At 56.8% G+C, this 15081-nt stretch carries 16 protein-coding genes; 6 read left to right on the top strand and 10 right to left on the bottom strand.

Translation table 11 applies throughout. The annotated features are described in order from the left end of the window. Positions 1-66: 66 nt before the first annotated feature. Entirely contained in the window at positions 67-2355 is a 2289-nt protein-coding gene (locus tag ACTQY5_RS03805) for a hydratase (protein ID WP_441368829.1), read from the bottom strand. A 417-nt stretch (positions 2356-2772) separates the two neighbouring features. Here ACTQY5_RS03805 and ACTQY5_RS03810 point away from each other — a divergent pair, with 417 nt between their 5' ends. Further along, entirely contained in the window at positions 2773-3630 is an 858-nt protein-coding gene (locus ACTQY5_RS03810; protein ID WP_022487890.1) for a LysR family transcriptional regulator, read from the top strand. 250 nt (positions 3631-3880) lie between these two features. Here the strand turns inward: ACTQY5_RS03810 and ACTQY5_RS03815 are convergent, their stop codons facing one another. Then, positions 3881-4441 carry a flavin reductase family protein gene (locus ACTQY5_RS03815; RefSeq protein ID WP_022487889.1) on the bottom strand — a complete coding sequence of 187 codons (561 nt, stop codon included), beginning with the start codon at positions 4439-4441 and terminating at the stop codon, positions 3881-3883. A gap of 127 nt (positions 4442-4568) precedes the next feature. Between ACTQY5_RS03815 and ACTQY5_RS03820 the strand changes: the two genes are divergently transcribed. Further along, positions 4569-4892 (top strand): winged helix-turn-helix transcriptional regulator, encoded by a 324-nt coding sequence (locus tag ACTQY5_RS03820; protein ID WP_022487888.1) that lies wholly within the window; start codon positions 4569-4571, stop codon positions 4890-4892. Between the two features lie 102 nt (positions 4893-4994). After that, complete coding sequence (locus tag ACTQY5_RS03825) at positions 4995-5846, top strand: type 1 glutamine amidotransferase domain-containing protein (RefSeq protein ID WP_022487887.1); 852 nt, start codon at positions 4995-4997, stop codon at positions 5844-5846. Positions 5847-5877: 31 nt separating this feature from the next. On the opposite strand, the gene ACTQY5_RS03830 is transcribed toward ACTQY5_RS03825, so the two are convergent. The 6 genes from ACTQY5_RS03830 to ACTQY5_RS03855 form a co-directional block, all read right to left on the bottom strand. Continuing rightward, positions 5878-6057, bottom strand: a complete 180-nt coding sequence (locus tag ACTQY5_RS03830) for a hypothetical protein (protein ID WP_288174719.1) — start codon at positions 6055-6057, stop codon at positions 5878-5880. 16 nt (positions 6058-6073) lie between these two features. Further along, complete coding sequence (locus ACTQY5_RS03835) at positions 6074-6577, bottom strand: DUF6803 family protein (RefSeq protein WP_288311120.1); 504 nt, start codon at positions 6575-6577, stop codon at positions 6074-6076. A 199-nt stretch (positions 6578-6776) separates the two neighbouring features. Next, positions 6777-7937, bottom strand: a complete 1161-nt coding sequence (locus ACTQY5_RS03840) for a sensor histidine kinase (protein WP_022487885.1) — start codon at positions 7935-7937, stop codon at positions 6777-6779. A gap of 4 nt (positions 7938-7941) precedes the next feature. Beyond that, positions 7942-8658 carry a response regulator transcription factor gene (locus ACTQY5_RS03845; RefSeq protein WP_022487884.1) on the bottom strand — a complete coding sequence of 239 codons (717 nt, stop codon included), beginning with the start codon at positions 8656-8658 and terminating at the stop codon, positions 7942-7944. A gap of 63 nt (positions 8659-8721) precedes the next feature. Continuing rightward, positions 8722-8991, bottom strand: a complete 270-nt coding sequence (locus ACTQY5_RS03850) for a hypothetical protein (protein WP_022487883.1) — start codon at positions 8989-8991, stop codon at positions 8722-8724. Positions 8992-9141: 150 nt separating this feature from the next. After that, positions 9142-10044, bottom strand: a complete 903-nt coding sequence (locus ACTQY5_RS03855; RefSeq protein ID WP_022487882.1) for a metal ABC transporter solute-binding protein, Zn/Mn family — start codon at positions 10042-10044, stop codon at positions 9142-9144. 168 nt (positions 10045-10212) lie between these two features. Between ACTQY5_RS03855 and ACTQY5_RS03860 the strand changes: the two genes are divergently transcribed. From ACTQY5_RS03860 to ACTQY5_RS03870, 3 genes are read left to right on the top strand one after another with little or no spacing between them, the layout of a single operon-like run. After that, entirely contained in the window at positions 10213-10887 is a 675-nt protein-coding gene (locus ACTQY5_RS03860) for a metal ABC transporter ATP-binding protein (protein ID WP_022487881.1), read from the top strand. After that, positions 10880-11692, top strand: a complete 813-nt coding sequence (locus tag ACTQY5_RS03865; protein WP_022487880.1) for a metal ABC transporter permease — start codon at positions 10880-10882, stop codon at positions 11690-11692. Before ACTQY5_RS03860 ends, ACTQY5_RS03865 begins: the two co-directional genes overlap by 8 nt. Further along, a complete protein-coding gene (locus tag ACTQY5_RS03870) occupies positions 11685-12131 on the top strand; it encodes a Fur family transcriptional regulator (protein ID WP_022487879.1) in 447 nt (148 codons plus the stop codon). The genes ACTQY5_RS03865 and ACTQY5_RS03870 overlap by 8 nt, the downstream gene beginning before the upstream one ends. A gap of 29 nt (positions 12132-12160) precedes the next feature. Here the strand turns inward: ACTQY5_RS03870 and ACTQY5_RS03875 are convergent, their stop codons facing one another. Both ACTQY5_RS03875 and garD read right to left on the bottom strand, forming a co-directional pair. Beyond that, entirely contained in the window at positions 12161-13450 is a 1290-nt protein-coding gene (locus ACTQY5_RS03875) for a Na+/H+ antiporter NhaC family protein (RefSeq protein WP_154488443.1), read from the bottom strand. 97 nt (positions 13451-13547) lie between these two features. Beyond that, a complete protein-coding gene (garD, locus tag ACTQY5_RS03880) occupies positions 13548-15068 on the bottom strand; it encodes a galactarate dehydratase (protein ID WP_022487877.1) in 1521 nt (506 codons plus the stop codon). Positions 15069-15081: the final 13 nt, after the last annotated feature.

Raw genomic sequence — 15081 nt, forward strand, 5'->3', positions numbered from 1 at the left:
CTGCCAGGAAGCAGGAGAAGGAAGGGCCTGTGCCCGCCTTCTCCTCTTCAGGTTGGACGGCAGATCTTATTTTTTGCTGCCTGCGTAGTAGTTGATCAGACAGCCTGCAGCCAGGATGTCTTTCTGGGAGGGTTCCACACTGCCCAAGTGCAGGGTGATCTCCCCGGTCTTCTTTCCGTCCCGGATCAGGAAGCCCTTGTATTCATCCTTGTCACTCAGGAGGATTTCCCGAACATTGGGGACATAGACCAGATCCCCCACCGCCAGTTTCCGGGAGTCTTCATAGGAAGTCAGGAACGGCAGCATTCCCCAGTTCATCACATTGCTGCGGTACCGTTTGGTGGCATATTCCAAGGCAATGTTGGCTGCCCCGCCCAGTACCCGCTGGCAGGAAGCCGCCTGTTCCCGGGCGGACCCATCACCCGGTTTGTTGGCATAGACCACCGAACCTACAGAAGTATCTTTCTCCATCTGGTCCACAGATTCCTGCAAACACAGAGCATTTTTTACAGAACTGTACAGATTGTTCAGTTCTTCACAGTTTTCCCCGTCCTGCCGGGCTTTTTCCAGGGTCCGGACAGCTTTGGCCCGTCCCACATATTCCGGCACCTTCCGGCTCAGGGCAAATTCGCTGAGGGCATAGGGATCGCTCCGGTAGGAAGAGGTTTCCCCGGAGGGGATCAGTTCGTCGGTGGTGGTCACCGGATCATCGATCCAGGCAGCCACTTTCAGCAGCAGGTTCTTGTTGAGCTTTTCAATGGAAGGCCAGGGTTTGATGGAAGGTCCGTACACCAGCTCTTCCTTTTTGTCCGGCTGGCCGATGCCGTCGAACACCTTGTGGTCATAGGGCAGGCTGTCGTAATGGTAAGCCGGCACGCTGTCGTCGTAGTCCACCTCCGTGGCCGGGGTCAGGGCCCCATGGTTGGCCGCCGTGGCTGCCACGCTCAGGGCATCCATCAGGGCTACGGAAGCGATCTGTCCCTTGCCAGGCTTGCTCCCTTCCCGGTTGGGGAAGTTCCGGGTGGTGTGCCGGACGCTGAATCCCTTGTTGTTGGGAGTATCCCCAGCGCCAAAGCAGGGGCCGCAGAAAGCGGACCGGACCACGGCGCCGGCGTCCATGAGATCTGCCAGGGCTCCGTTGCGCATCAGTTCCATATAGATGGGATGGCTGGAGGGATAGACGCTGAAGGCGAACCGTTCGCTGCCGATGCTCTTTCCTTTCAGGATATGGGCGGCCGCCACCAGGTTTTCGTACAGACCGCCGGAGCAGCCGGCAATCAGACCCTGGTCGCAGTGCATCTTCCCGTCATAGTATTTGTCCGCCAGACCCAGGGACAGTTCCTTGTTGTCCAGCATGTTCACTGCCTGTTCTTCGATTTCCGCCAGCAGGTCTTTGCCCCCTTCGTTCAGTTCCTTGATGGTGTACACATGGCTGGGATGGAAGGGCATGGCAATCATGGATTCCACCTTGTCCAGATCTACCACCACGGCTCCGTCGTAGCAGGCCAGATCTCCCGGTTTCATTTCCTTGTAGGCTTCCGGACGGTGGTGGAGTTCCAGGTAGTCCTTTACGGTGGTGTCCGTGGACCAGATGGTGGTCAGGCAGGTGGTTTCCGTGGTCATCACGTCGATGCCGTTCCGGAAGTCCATGGACAGGCCGGCGATCCCCGGTCCCATGAATTCCATCACCTTGTTCTTCACGAAACCGTTTTTGAAAACGGCTTTTTCAATGGCCAGAGCCACATCCTGGGGCCCTACCCCATGGCGGGGTTTCCCTTTCAGATAAATGGCGATCACCTGGGGCCGCTGGACATCGTAGGTATGGCCCAGGAGCTGCTTCACCAGTTCCGGACCTCCTTCCCCGATGGCCATGGTGCCGAAGGCCCCGTACCGGGTATGGCTGTCGGACCCCAGGATCATCTTCCCGCCGCCGGCCATCCGTTCCCGCATGTATTCATGGATGACAGCCATATGGGGCGGTACGTAAAGACCCCCGAACCGCTTCACGGCAGACAGGCCGAAAACATGGTCGTCCTCGTTGATGGTGCCTCCTACGGCGGCCAGGCTGTTGTGGCAGTTGGTCAGGATGTAGGGGATGGGGAAATGGTCCAGGCCGCTGGCAATGGCCGTTTGGATGATCCCCACATAGGTGATGTCATGGCTGGTGAGAGCATCGAACTTCAGATGGAGGTCTTCCATCCCGCTGCCCTGCTGGTGGGCTTCCATCACCTGATAGGCCAGGGTCTTCTTTACCCCTTCCGCCCGGTCGGCTTTAACCCCCTGGGCAGCCAGTTCCTGCTCCGTCAGCAGCTGTCCATCTCTGTAATATACATTCTCGTGGATCAGTTCAACCATTTTTGTCCTCCTCCAAAATTCCGATTCAATTGTGCACAGCCTTATCATAGAATTCTCTGTGAAATAACACAAATACGTGTTTATTTGTATCAGCCATCAAATTATTCTATGGTTATTTTGAAACCACCGGCAGGCGGTTTCAAGGTTTTCCACAATTGGGAGACCCGGGACAGGTTCTTTCCATGGGCCTGAGACTCATGGCTTGAGACTCGAGACCCCAAAAAGGGACTGCTGCTCATGCAACAGTCCCTTTTGGGTTTGCTGGTTTCCAAGAGGCGACGCTCTCTTTCGAGATCTGCCCGCTGTCCCCTCTTTCCCTTTCAGTGTACCTGTTCCCGACCTAAAAAACAAATAGGATTTTATTCGGTTTTGCGATAAAATATATTTATCCTTTTAAGCCCTGAAGGAGGCCCCCTTATGGACAACAAAGACATCCTGCTGCTGAAGACCCTCTACGAAGAAAAGAACATCACCCACACCGCCAAGCGGCTGTTCCTGTCCCAGCCGGCCCTTACCGACCGGCTGAAACGGCTGGAGGCGGAATTTGGCTGTACCCTGTTCCTCCGCCAGCCCCGGGGGATCCAGTTCACTTCGGAAGGAGAACTGCTGTACCGGTTCTTCCTGAAAACTGAAGCCTCCTACCTGAAGATCCGGGACACCCTGTCCGACGCCAGGGTCCACCCGGCCGGCACCCTGTCCATTGCCTGTTCCAACGTGTTCGCCAAATACCATATGCCCCGGATCCTGACCCAGTTCCGGCAGACCTACCCCCGGATCGAAATCCACATGAAAAGCGGGTTCAGCCATGACCGGTACCGGGACTTCCTGGAAGGGAAATACCATGTGTGCATTGTCCGGGGCGGCCACAACTGGAACGAAGAAAAACGGCTCCTGTGGCAGGATCCTCTCTGTGCCTTCAGCCGGGACCCTCTGAACATGGATCTGCTGCCCAGCTATCCCTACATCCATTACATCACCGACCCCATGCTCCAGAACGTGCTGGACGAATGGTGGTACGCCCACTACCGGAAGCCCCCCTTCACCATCATCGAAACCGATGCCATGGACACCTGCCTGAAAATGGTCCAGGAAGGACTGGGGTTCACCCTGCTCTCCCGGAGCTGCGGCCAGGACACTCCCCAGGTCCACCCCACCGTGCTCACCACTGTGGAAGGCCAGCCCCTGATGCGGGAAACCTGGATGTACTACCGGAAAAACTACCACCTTCTGGCCAGCGTCCGGGCCTTTGTGGATTTCATGAAGGAGAAGTATTAAAGGAGGTGTCGCACGTTCCGTGCAACACCTCCTTAGCTGTAGAGCCGCATAGCGGCTCAAGTCTGGAGTCTGAAGTCTGGAGCCGAAGGTTAAATTTGCAAGCAAATTTTTGAATATGTAGAACCTTTGGACGAAATAAACTCTCAAATTGATTTTGATTCTGGTTTTACAGAATCAAAAGGATCCGTCCAGCCAGGCGGATCCTTTCCTGAGACTTCTGACTTCGGACTCCTGACTCCCGACAAGGGCGTTACCGCTGGAAATTCCAGCCGATATTCCAGCAGCGGCCGGCCACAGCTCCGGTTTCCAGATACAGGGCATTCCGAAATTCAAACAGGATGGGTTTCATTTTTTCATAATCCGGTTTGTTCTGTTCGTTCAAATATTTTTCTTCCACATAAGTGTGTACCGGTTCCAGGATATAATTGTTGAACTGCCCCACTTCCACCTTCCGGATCACACGACAGGTCATCACCAGCGGAGCATTGTCCGGGATGGGCGCTCCCTTCACCTCATCGAAATGATGGGGGAATACCTGGGACTTATCTTCAGCAGCTCCTTTATGCATGCCACAGTAATCAGCTGCTGCCAGGATTTCCCGGTTCACCAGACTCACCGATACGGTGCCGTTGGTTTCGATTCCCCGGACAGAAAATTCATGAGCCTTGTCCACACTGATCAGGAAACGGGTATGTTCCACGACCCCTACATGGGCAATGGTCAGCCAGTTCACCCGTCCTTCCACAACAGTTCCCACTACAGTCACTGGCGTGGGGTACAGCCCCATAACCGCACCAATCTCTTTTTGCATATGATTTTCCTCCTGTTTTCTTGTATTTCGTGATTGACTGTGCTAATATTATCCCCAATCTTTCTAAATCACAAGAATGCACTTTTAAGTGATATACTATCTTTTAAGAAACCATAAGGAGACCCCCATGAACGAAAAAAAATACAACTGTCCCGTGGAAGCGGCCCTGAGCCAGTTGGGAGGCAAATACAAGGCCATCATCCTCTATTATCTGCTGACGGAAAACGTCCTGCGTTTCAGCCAGATCCAGCGCCATATCCCCCGGGCCACGGCAAAAATGCTCACCCAGCAGCTCCGGGAGCTGGAAGGAGATGGACTGATCCACCGCACGGTCTATCCGGTGGTCCCGCCCAAGACGGAATATACCCTGACATCCCGGGGAGAATCCCTCCGTCCCGTTATTTTCGCCATCTGCGACTGGGGGCGGGAATACATGGCCGGGACCTTTTAACTCCAGCAGTTCCCTTTTGGAAACTTATATACAAAAAAGTACATACTTTCCATCGAAACCTTTTCTGTCTACAATAAAAGGAAAAAACAAGGAGTGGATCATATGAACCGTTTTGTCAAACTTTGTCTCACCGCTATGCTGGTTCTTCCCCTCGGTATACTGTCAGCCCAGCCTGTTTCGGCAGCCTCTGCCAAAGGAAAGATCCTGCTGATCGCCTCCAGCGAAAATACGCTGGAACTGGCCAACCATACAGCCATGCCTACCGGCTTTTTCCTCAATGAACTGGCCGTACCCGCCGAATATCTTACGGAAAAAGGCTGGCAGATCGTCCTGGCCACCCCGGAAGGAAAGGCCCCTGCCATGGATCAGGGATCCAATGACAAAAAGTTCTTTCAGGGCAGCGAGAAAGAACGGGCCAAAGCGGAAGCCTTCGCCCAAAGCCTGCAGCCCATCTCCTTCCAGCAGGTACTGAAAAACGGACTGGATCAATATGATGCCCTGTTCATCCCTGGGGGCCATGCTCCCATGGGCAGTCTGATGGAAAACCGGGAACTGGGAACCATCCTGAAAGATTTCCACGCCAAACAAAAGCCCACTGCCATGATCTGCCATGGACCCGCCGCTTCTCTGGCAGCCCTGCCGGATCCCGCCGCCTACCGAAAGGCCCTGGTGGAACGGGACGTAAAAAGCGTCCTTTCTCTGGGCAAGGGTTGGATCTATGACGGCTATGCCATGACCGCTCTTTCTGATGCGGAAGAATGGCCGGGCGAAATAGCCAAAGGGACGGAAATGCCCTTTCATCTGGAGCAGGCCCTCCAGCTGTCCGGTGCCCGTATCCAGGTCCAAGGCATGAACCAGAGCCATGTGGTAAAAGACCGGGAACTGATCACCGGCCAGAACCCGGCCTCTGATCTGGAACTGGCCAAAGCACTGGAAAAAGCGTTGGAAAAATAAAAAAGGGGGTGTTGCCTGGGTAACACCCCTGTCAACGGTCAACAGCCAAAGAAAGCCAGCATCGCTGGCTTTGAACTTCGGCAAAATGAGTTTGGCCGGTCAGTGTCTTTATAAATTCAAAATCAATTTGGAAAAATTGATTTCCACCGGCCGCTGACAGCTGACCGTTGGCCGCTGACAAAAAAAGACTGTGAAGAAATGTCTTTTCCATTTCTTCACAGTCTTTTTTACATATGCTGCATCCCGCCCATCTGATGCATTGGAGCGGGCATAGGCTGCCAACCGGTAATGGTGGGATCCACCATGCCGAACACCATGGCCACGTGGCTCACCACCAGGAACCCGATCAAAAGACCGAAATGGCGCAGGGTCCGCTGCTGATCCGTGAGATGCTTCCCTGTGATTCCCAGTTCCATGAGAGCAATGGCCCCCAGGGGAACGATTCCCAGCAGATAGGCCACGATGGCCAGCTGGTCCGCCCAGCCCTTCCAGTGGATTCCGGGCACAACGTTCACCAGAAGATACAGCACTACCAGAGCGAAATACACTCCGGCAGCAATTCCCAGCCAGTGATTCCAGGTCTTCCAGCCCGCCGCTTTGCCGTTGTAATAGGTGGTGTAGAATTCCGTGGCCACCAGGGATTCCGCCAGCACCACCGGGATCACCATAAACAGGATCAGGTTCCAGGGCTGGTTGGCCGCCAGCAGATCCATATAATTCGTCATAACCATTGCACATCGCTCCTTTTCAGCAGTTCCTTAAAATCATAGTTGTATTATAGGGATAGAATGTGCAGATGGTGGGAAGAGAATATGAAGAAAATATGAAGGGGTTGTTGCCTAGGCAACAGCCCGGTCAACGGTCAGCTGCCAACGTTCAACGGCCGCTGACCATGGACCGCCAACAGGCCGGCAGCCTATGCAGCCGGCCCTACAATTCCACCACAAACTCCGCCCCGCCCTCTTTCCGGTTCCGGGCAGTGATGGTCCCGCCCTGGGCTTCCACGAAGCTTTTGGCCAGAGAGAGCCCGATACCGCTGCCTCCAGAAGCCCGGTTCCGGGATTTGTCTCCCCGGTAGAACTGTTCGAACACATGGGGCAGGTCTTCCGGGGCAATTCCCGGCCCTTCATCGGCAATGGTCAGCCGCACCCGGTCTCCTGCCGGTTCCGTTTTCAGCAGGATGGGGGTCCCCGGATGGGTGTACCGGATGGCGTTGGTGATCAGGTTGTACAGAATCTGGTTCAGCCGGTCCGGATCCAGCTGCCGTTCCGGCAGACCGGGTGCCAGTTCCTTTACGAACCGGAGCTTTTTTTCTTCCAGCAGAGGTTCCAGCATGTCCGCCGCCCGTTCCACTTTTTCATCCAGATCCACCGGCTGGAGATGGAGTTCCAGACGATGAACCTGGGCCAGGGACAGATCCCGGAGATCTCCCACCAGCCGGGTCAGCCGCATAACCTCTTCCTGCATGGAGAACAGCTTGTCCGGAGCCGGTTCCTCCACTCCGTCCAGCATGCTTTCCAGGTGGCCCTGGAGCACCGCCAGCGGGGTTTTCAGTTCATGGGCGATGTTGGCCAGAAGCTCCTGCCGGTTGCTTTCATTGGCCGCCAGTTCCGCGGACATCTGGTTGAACACTTCCGCCAGCTGGCCCACTTCATCCTGGGTATCCACCGGGACTTCCTGTTTCAGGTCCCCCTGACGGATCTTTTCCGCCGCCTGGGACAGCTGCCGGAGAGGCCGGGTGATGTTCCCGGACAGGAAGTAGCTGACCACCAGCCCCACTCCTGCAAACAGGAAGCCAACCCACCACAGGGACTGGTGATAGGATTCCACAAAGGTCCGTTCCGCCACCCCCAGCATCATCCGGTGGTGCATGCCTCCCATGCCCATGCCGCCCCCCATCATCCCACGGCCCATGCCCCGGCCATAGCCGCCGGCTCCCTGCTGGCCCGCCAGGGCGGAAGGATCCTGGAGATACTGGAAAAAGTGGGTTTCCATCTGTTGGCTGCAGATGGAAATCACAATCAGGGCACAGACCAGGATCAGCAGGAAAGTGCTCACCATCATTTTGTTCCGTACACTGTGAAAGCGCATGGCCTCAGCCTCCGAATTTGTAGCCGATCCCGTACACCGTCAGGATGTACCGGGGATTTTTGGAATCCGGTTCGATTTTCCGCCGCAGGTTCCGGATGTGGGCATCAATGGTCCGTTCATAGCCGTCAAAGGCAAATCCATGGCTGTTTTCCATTAATTGCAGCCGGTTGTAAACATGGCCAGGGCTTTTCATAAGGACTTCCAGCAGGCTGAACTCAATGGGAGTCAGTTCGATGGATTTCCAGGTGCCGTCCCCTTCCTGGCGCAGCAGCAGATGCCGGTCCAGATCCAGCTCCAGATTCCCGGCCCGGATCACTGTTTCCGGTTTTTCCTGCTTCTGCTGGCCATAGGCTCCGTAGGTCCGCCGGAGCAGGGCCCGGACCCGGGCCACCAGTTCCCGCATGCTGAAGGGTTTGGTCACATAGTCATCCGCCCCCAGTTCCAGTCCCATGAGCCGGTCGAATTCCGCATCCCGGGCCGTGAGCATGATAATGGGCACAGTGCTTTTCTGCCGGATGGTCCGGCACACGTCCCGGCCGTCAATTTTGGGCAGCATCAGGTCCAGCACCAGCAGCTGGGGCTGTTCCTGTTCAAAGACCCGGAGGGCCTCCTCCCCGTCCCGGGCGGAAAACACCGTAAATTGTTCTTTTTGGAAATAGTTCACCAGAAGATCCAGCAGCTTGGGATCATCGTCCACCAGCAGTACAGAGTAGTTGTCCATAAGCGCCTCCTTGTTGGAGACATTATATAAAAAGGGGGTGTTGCTGTGCAACACCTCCTTTTTTCAGCTCTGCTGCCCCTGGCCGTTGTCTTCCCAGCAGGGGGGCCGGTCCTGGTTCCAGCAGCCGCCCCGGCGGCCGGCTCTCCGATGATGTCCGTTCTGCTGATAGTAAGGGCATCCAACCTGGTTGTCCAACGTTTGTACAACCGGCTGATTTTCCGTTACCGCTTCCGCTGCATGAACCGGAGATACCGCCAGCAAACGGGGTCCGGCAATGCTTCCTGCTGCAAAGAATGCTGCTGCCACTGCCAGAGTCTTGAATTTGGTTGTCATGATGGATCATCCTTTCTTTCTCATCCAGGAGGGTGGGTTTCTTTTTCCTTTGTCTTTATTATACCCGTTCCCTGTGCAGGAGTTGTTGGGGAAATATGAAGAAAATATGAAGAGGGAGGCACGGAACGTGCCCCCTCTGTCAGCGGCCCCCTACTTCAGGCTTTCGTAGATCCGTGCCAGATTCTCTTCCATCTGGACCAGATAGTCTCCTTCCCCTTCTCCCCCTTCCAGGGTGTGGATGGGCACCACTTTGGCTCCCACTTCCCGGGCCAGGGATTCACTGGTCTTGGGGCTTACCGCCGCTTCAGTGAAAATGGTCCGGACCTGATGGGCCCTGCAGTATTCCACCAGGCTGGCCAGCTGCCGGGCATTGGGTTCTCCGGAGGCAAAGACGCCTTCCACGCTGTTCTGTTCCAGGCCGAAATCCCGGCACAGATAGGCAAAGGCTGCATGACCGGTGACGAATTCCTTCCGGGGGAGATCCTGGAATTTCCCTTTGTAGGCAGCTTCCAGCTGCCGGAGACGGCCGATGAACTTTTCTCCGTTTGCCTGGTAATAGCCGGCGTTGACCGGATCCGCCTGGGACAGGCCCCGGACAATGGCCGCCGCTTCCACCTGAGCACAGGCAGGGCTCAGCCAGGCATGGGGATCATACTGGCCGTGTTCCCTGGCTTCCTCGGCATCCTCATTGGCAATGGGAGTCACTTCCCGGGCCGCCACCACCTGGACCAGGTCCCGGTTTTCCGCCGCCTTCACCATTTCTTCCGCCCAGGGTTCCATACCCAGTCCCTGGATCACCAGGACCCGGGCCCGGCTCAGGTCCTTCATGCTTTTGGTGGTGGGCTGGAATTCATGGGGCTCCGTCCCTTCCGGGATCAGGGTGGTCACCGCCACCTTGTCCCCTCCGATGGCTTCCGTCATTTCCTTCATGGCATAGAAACTGGCCACCACCGGCAGTTTCCCCTCTTTCGTCTTTTCCGGGGCCGTCTTTCCCCCGCATCCCGCCAGCAGCACCAAAGCCCCCGCCAGCAGCAAAAATAAAATCCGTTTCATTGATTGTTTCCTTTCCTTTTGCATATCCCTGTAATGGCTAAAGCAAAATCGTGGGGAAATGCAAACCATTTGCATTTTCGCGAAAGATATCATATCATATAGAGTATCGTCCGTCAATAAACGCAAATGATTTGCATTTGCGCCATTATACTGGAAAGAGGTCGTACCATGCTTCAAATATCCCATCTGTCCTTTGCTTATGAGCAGGGACCCTATCTGCTCCATGACCTGTCCATGGAAATCCATGACGGGGACTATGTGGCCATTGTAGGAGAAAACGGCAGCGGCAAAAGCACCCTGGTAAAGCTGATCCTGGGGCTCCTGTCTCCCAGCAGCGGCACCATCTCCTGCACCTTCCGCCGGCCCGCCTATGTGCCCCAGCCTACGGACATGATCAACAAGCAGTTTCCCATTACTGTCCGGGAAGTCCTGGACTATACCCGGAAAGTCCTCCAGATCAAAGACCGGAATGCGGTGGACCGGGCCCTGGACCGGATGCACATCTCTTCTCTCCAGGATCATCTCATCGGTGCCCTCTCCGGCGGTCAGTACCAGAAGGTGATGATTGCCAAAGCCCTTTTGGGAAAGCCGGATCTGATGATTTTCGATGAACCTTCCACCGGCATGGATCTGAAAAGCCAGGATGACCTGTATCCCCTGATCCATCATCTCAACGAAGAACGGGGGATCACGGTGATCACTGTAGAGCACAACCTGCGGTATGCCGCCCACAACGCCTCCAGCTTCTTCCATGTGGTCCGGGGCCAGGGGCATTTCTGCACCCCCCAGGAATACATCCGGGAATACCTGGCAGAAAACGGAGGTGACTGCGCCCATGTTTGATTACGCCTTTATGCGGAACGCCCTGGCGGTGTCCCTGCTGATTTCCCTTATCTGTCCCCTGATCGGCACCTTCCTGGTGCTCCGCCGGTACTCCATGATCGGAGACGCCCTGAGTCATGCGTCCCTGGCAGGGGTGGCCACCGGTCTCCTGTTCCATGCCAACCCCATTATCAGCGCCTTCTGTGTCACTTCCTTCTTCGGCCTGCTGATCGAAGTGCTCCGGGAAAAATTCCGCCGGTATGCAGAACTGACCCTGGTGATCGTCCTGTCCCTGTCCGTGGGCATCGCCATTACCATCATCAGCTCCGGCCTGGTCCACGCCAATGTGGATTCCTTCCTGTTCGGCAGCATCCTGACCGTAACCCAGGGAGAAGTGACCACCGTGGCCATCCTGACCGTGGTGTCCCTCCTGGCCATTTTCAGCCTGTTCCCCCAGCTGGTGCTCCTTTCCTTTGATGAGGACGGCGCCCGGATCCTGGGCGTGAAGGCCCGGGCCATCAACTATGTGTTCTCCCTTCTGGTGGCTGCCACCATTTCCGTGTCCATCCGGATCGTGGGGATCCTGGTGATCAGCTCCCTGATCGCCCTGCCGGTGGCCACCGCCCTCCAGCTCCGTCAGGGATTCAAGAGAACCATGGCCCTGGCGGTACTCTTCAGCTTCCTGGACGTTATGGCCGGTCTCTTTGCCTCCTATTACATCGGAGCCGCCCCAGGGGGAATCACGGCCATTGTGTCCGTCCTGCTCCTTCTGCTGGTCCTCTGTTTCCAGACCCGGCGCCAGAAACGGCAGGTGCGCCATGGATAAGAACGGATCTCCCCTGGACGCCCGGCAGCTGATCCGCCGGGCCGGCCTGAAATGCACCCAGGCCCGGTGCCAGGTGCTGGAACTGCTCCTGGAACAGCGGGAAGTCCTCAGTGCCGACGATATTTATGAAAAACTCCTCCAGGCCGGAGCCAGCCTGAATTTTTCCACCGTGTACCGGATCCTGGAAAGCTTCACGGAAAAGAAGCTGACGGAAAAGGTCCTGCTGCCCCAAAGCCGGAAATACGGGTTCCTGCTGTACACCCTCAGCCACACCCACCACCTGATCTGCCTGGGCTGCCACAAAGTGGTGAACATCGACGGCTGCCCCCTCCACGGCTTCGAAGAAGAACTGGCCCAAAAGACCCGGTTCGAAATCGTGGGCCATTATCTGGAGCTGTACGGATATTGTGAAGAGTGCAGGAAAAAGGGGCGCTACTGAGCAGCGCCCCTTAAAGCCGTTCTGCCCCTTCAAGCGGCAGAACGGCTTTTTATCAATCCCCACACCGGAAGCAGAATCAGATACACTCCCAGGACCACGGAGCTGTGAGGGGCTCCGGTGGTGTCCAGGATGGTGGCGCAGGCAATGGACCAGGGAATCAGAGGAGAAATCACCACCGCCGTGTTCTCCAGGTCCAGGGCCAGCTGTTCCCGGTCCTTCACAAAGGGACTGCACAGCTGGTGGGTGAGCACGATGCTCAGGGTCTGGTTGCAGGACACCATGCCGGTAAACAGGGCGGCCAGGATGATGGCCGGATAGGTCCCCGCCTTCTCCTTCAGCTGCTGGAACAGTCCCTCGATGCCTTTCAGCAGCCCGGTGCCCTTGAAGATGCCTCCGAAAGAAGCGGACAGACACACAATGGAGGCCACCCGGACCATGGAGGTGATGCCCCCGCCGCTGAGCATCCCTGCGTATTCCGGGTCTGACAGATGATAGCCGGTGGCCAGGATCCGGACCAGATAGGCCCAGGGCCAGCCCTGGACAAAATGGCACAGGAGCAGGGCAAGGAAGATGCTTACGGCCATGTTCTTCTTCACGGACACCCGGAAGAAGCTCAGCACCAGGATGCTCACCGCCGGCAGTACCAGCCAGGGAGTGAAATGGTAAATGTCATACAGACCGCTGACCATGGCGCCCACCTGGCCCATACCCGGCAGCCACAGGCCCAGCCCCAGGTAGAACAGGCTGGCCAGGGCAAAGGGGACCAGGGCAAACCGGGCCATGTTCCCGATGTTTTTGTAGATGTCCGTTCCTGTAAGCACGCTGACCAGAAGGGCACTGGTGGAAACCGGAGACATCCGGTCTCCGAAATAGGTGCCGGACAAAATGGCGCCCCCGCTGTAAAAAGGAGAGATCCCCAGGGTCTCCCCGATGGACAGGGTAATCACCCCCATAGTGGCCGCCGTGCCAAAGGACGTCCCCAGCAGGAAGGATACGGCGCAGTTCAGCCAGAAGGTAAGCAGCAGGAACACGGAAGGCCGGATGAACCGGACCGCCAGGGCAATGATGTAGCCGATGGTGCCGGAAGCCCGCCAGGCCGCCGTCAGCATGCCAATGAGGATGAACACCAGGAAAATGGTCTTCACTGACAGGACTCCCTCCCAGGCCATTTTCAGCACGGCCCCGAAAGAGTGCCCCCGGTACAGTCCATAACCGAAAAACAGCAGGAACCCTACAAACAGCGCCCCCAAAAGGGGCAGTCCCGTAAAAATAAACAAAAAAAGCACGAGGCAAAAAGCCCCCAGGATAAGATTTTCCATAACTTGTGATAACTCCGTAAAAACTGTCAATGGTCAGCGGTCAATGGTCAATGGCCATTGACAAAGGGTGTTGCCCAAAGGCAACACCCTCATTATATCACGTAATCGGTGCCGGATTGAAGATGCACAGATCGTTGTGGAAGCCGTACTGATCGCTGTAGGGCTTCTTCTTTCCGCTGGCCACATCCAGGATGAACCGGAAGATCTCCGTGCCCACTTCCGGGATGGTGGCTTCCCCGGTGGCCACCCCACCGGCAGAAATATCGATCATGTCGAACCAGTTGTCCTTCATTTCGTTCCGGCTGCACACCTTGATCACCGGGGCAATGGCCAGGCCGTAGGGGGTGCCCCGTCCGGTCATGAACACCTGGAGCCCGATCCCCGAAGCCAGCTGGCTGGGGCCGCACACAATGTCGCTGGCAGGAGTGGCTGCATAGATCAGCCCGTGTTTGGTGGGTTTTTCCGCCGGGGACAACACTTCCACAATGGGACTGGTGCCGCTTTTGGCAATGGACCCCATGGCCTTTTCCACAATATTGGCCAGGCCGCCCTTTTTGTTCCCCGGAGTGGGGTTGGCATCCCGGTCCACACCCCCATCAGCCAGGTAGTCGTCGTACCATTTCATTTCCGCCGCCAGTTTGTCCCGGACTTCCCGGTTCACGCACCGGGCCGCCAGCATGGGCACCCCGTCCCGGACTTCCGTCACTTCACTGAACATCACCGTGGCGCCGCCTTTTACCAGCATGTCCGCCGCGTAACCGGCACTGGGATTGGCGGTGAGCCCGGAAAAGGCATCGGAGCCGCCGCACTGGAGCCCCACCACCAATTCACTGAGAGGCAGTTCTTCCCGCCGGCGCTGCTCCAGTCTTTGGAGCTTCTTTTCCGCCATGTCCAGGATGGCCTGCATCATGGCGTCATGGCCGTGGCAGTCCTGGAGGGTCAGGCAGTTGTCCGGATTGATTTCTTCCGGTTCCAGCAGCCGGTCATAGGTGAGCTTTTCACAACCCAGGCCGATGAGCATGATTTCCCCGCCGAAATTGGGGTGCCGGATCAGGTTCCGGACCGCTCGGATGGGGATCTTGGCCATGGGAGCATTGATGGCCACCCCGCAGCCATAGGGATGGTTCACCGCCACCACATCATCCACATGGGGATACTTGGGCAGCAGTTCCCGGCGGATCCGGTCCACTGCCACATTCACCACCCCGGCGGCACACTGGACGGTGGTCACCACCCCCAGCAGGTTCCGGGTGCCTGCCGGACCCTTTTTGTTCCGGTAGCCCCACCAGGTGGTCTGGACCGGATCCGGCAGTTCTTCCGGCGGAACGATGTGGGTGGCATAGGGCAGATCATGGAGGGCCGGACTTTCCGGCAGGTCCAGCATGTGTTCGTTGATCCAGCTGCCCTTGGGGATGGCGTCCTTGGCATAGCCCAGGACCACCCCGTAGCGGATGATCTCTCCCCCTTTGGGAATATCCTCCAGGGCGATTTTGTGGGCCTGGGGAATGGGCTGGAGGGAAACCACTCCCGGCAGTACTTCCGTGCCCACCGGCAGGTCATGGACGGCAATGGCCACATTGTCCTTGTCCTTGACCTTGATTACAAGAGGTGCAGTCATAGGATTTCTTCCT

The organism is Acidaminococcus sp. HCP3S3_H5 (assembly GCF_052122235.1).
Taxonomy (GTDB): domain Bacteria; phylum Bacillota; class Negativicutes; order Acidaminococcales; family Acidaminococcaceae; genus Acidaminococcus.

Excerpts from the sequence above, each read along its gene's own strand:
- ACTQY5_RS03805 (WP_441368829.1), bottom strand. The coding sequence starts at position 2,355 with ATGGTTGAACTGATCCACGAGAATGTATATTACAGAGATGGACAGCTG.
- ACTQY5_RS03810 (WP_022487890.1), top strand. The coding sequence starts at position 2,773 with ATGGACAACAAAGACATCCTGCTGCTGAAGACCCTCTACGAAGAAAAG.
- ACTQY5_RS03815 (WP_022487889.1), bottom strand. The coding sequence starts at position 4,441 with ATGCAAAAAGAGATTGGTGCGGTTATGGGGCTGTACCCCACGCCAGTG.
- ACTQY5_RS03820 (WP_022487888.1), top strand. The coding sequence starts at position 4,569 with ATGAACGAAAAAAAATACAACTGTCCCGTGGAAGCGGCCCTGAGCCAG.
- ACTQY5_RS03825 (WP_022487887.1), top strand. The coding sequence starts at position 4,995 with ATGAACCGTTTTGTCAAACTTTGTCTCACCGCTATGCTGGTTCTTCCC.
- ACTQY5_RS03830 (WP_288174719.1), bottom strand. The coding sequence starts at position 6,057 with ATGGAAAAGACATTTCTTCACAGTCTTTTTTTGTCAGCGGCCAACGGT.
- ACTQY5_RS03835 (WP_288311120.1), bottom strand. The coding sequence starts at position 6,577 with ATGGTTATGACGAATTATATGGATCTGCTGGCGGCCAACCAGCCCTGG.
- ACTQY5_RS03840 (WP_022487885.1), bottom strand. The coding sequence starts at position 7,937 with ATGCGCTTTCACAGTGTACGGAACAAAATGATGGTGAGCACTTTCCTG.
- ACTQY5_RS03845 (WP_022487884.1), bottom strand. The coding sequence starts at position 8,658 with ATGGACAACTACTCTGTACTGCTGGTGGACGATGATCCCAAGCTGCTG.
- ACTQY5_RS03850 (WP_022487883.1), bottom strand. The coding sequence starts at position 8,991 with ATGACAACCAAATTCAAGACTCTGGCAGTGGCAGCAGCATTCTTTGCA.
- ACTQY5_RS03855 (WP_022487882.1), bottom strand. The coding sequence starts at position 10,044 with ATGAAACGGATTTTATTTTTGCTGCTGGCGGGGGCTTTGGTGCTGCTG.
- ACTQY5_RS03860 (WP_022487881.1), top strand. The coding sequence starts at position 10,213 with ATGCTTCAAATATCCCATCTGTCCTTTGCTTATGAGCAGGGACCCTAT.
- ACTQY5_RS03865 (WP_022487880.1), top strand. The coding sequence starts at position 10,880 with ATGTTTGATTACGCCTTTATGCGGAACGCCCTGGCGGTGTCCCTGCTG.
- ACTQY5_RS03870 (WP_022487879.1), top strand. The coding sequence starts at position 11,685 with ATGGATAAGAACGGATCTCCCCTGGACGCCCGGCAGCTGATCCGCCGG.
- ACTQY5_RS03875 (WP_154488443.1), bottom strand. The coding sequence starts at position 13,450 with ATGGAAAATCTTATCCTGGGGGCTTTTTGCCTCGTGCTTTTTTTGTTT.
- garD (WP_022487877.1), bottom strand. The coding sequence starts at position 15,068 with ATGACTGCACCTCTTGTAATCAAGGTCAAGGACAAGGACAATGTGGCC.